The sequence below is a fragment of the Sporosarcina siberiensis genome (genome assembly GCF_042681925.1).
GTDB classification, from domain to species: Bacteria; Bacillota; Bacilli; order Bacillales_A; family Planococcaceae; genus Sporosarcina; species Sporosarcina siberiensis.
In genome coordinates, this window is record NZ_JBHUGI010000033.1 from 1 (window position 1) to 616 (window position 616).

General features: G+C 39.1%; 2 tRNA genes. Both read right to left on the reverse strand.

From position 1 onward, the window contains the following. Nucleotides 1–202 precede the first annotated feature (202 nt). Nucleotides 203–278: transfer RNA gene (locus ACFSFY_RS14085), tRNA-Ala, on the reverse strand. A gap of 10 nt (nt 279–288) precedes the next feature. Next, a tRNA-Ile gene (locus ACFSFY_RS14090) sits at nt 289–365 on the reverse strand. Between the last annotated feature and the right edge of the window lie 251 nt (nt 366–616).

Genomic DNA, 616 nt, shown 5'->3' on the forward strand with positions numbered 1-616 from the left:
CATTGGGTTTCAATACTCGACGCAAAAGCGTTGTTTCTCGAATATCCCGATTAGCGAATCGTTCATTGCAGCGATGCAAATCCAGATTCTTAAAAAGGTACTGTATATTATTTGCATAATATACATGATTGATTCTTGATTGTTTTTATTAATGTCGTTTTATCCAGTTTTCAATGAACAAAAATACTCCCTACGGAGTAATTGGTGGAGCCTAGCGGGATCGAACCGCTGACCTCCTGCGTGCAAGGCAGGCGCTCTCCCAGCTGAGCTAAGGCCCCAGAATTTAAATGGTGGGCCTAAATGGACTCGAACCATCGACCTCACGCTTATCAGGCGTGCGCTCTAACCAGCTGAGCTATAGGCCCCTTCCGGGAATACATATGAAGTTTGAATAATAGTTTCAAGCTTTAAACATTAGCTCTCCTTTTTTCCATTCTTTCAGAAGAAATAATAATACTTCTACTAAAGACATCGAAAATAAAGTTAGCTAAGCAATGTTTTATGCTATTCTCTAAACCTTCAAAACTGAACGCAAAACGTCGTTAGCGAAGAATATTTATACTCTTCATTTTATAGATCAAAGATCTATATTCCGAATGTCTAGACTTCACATACC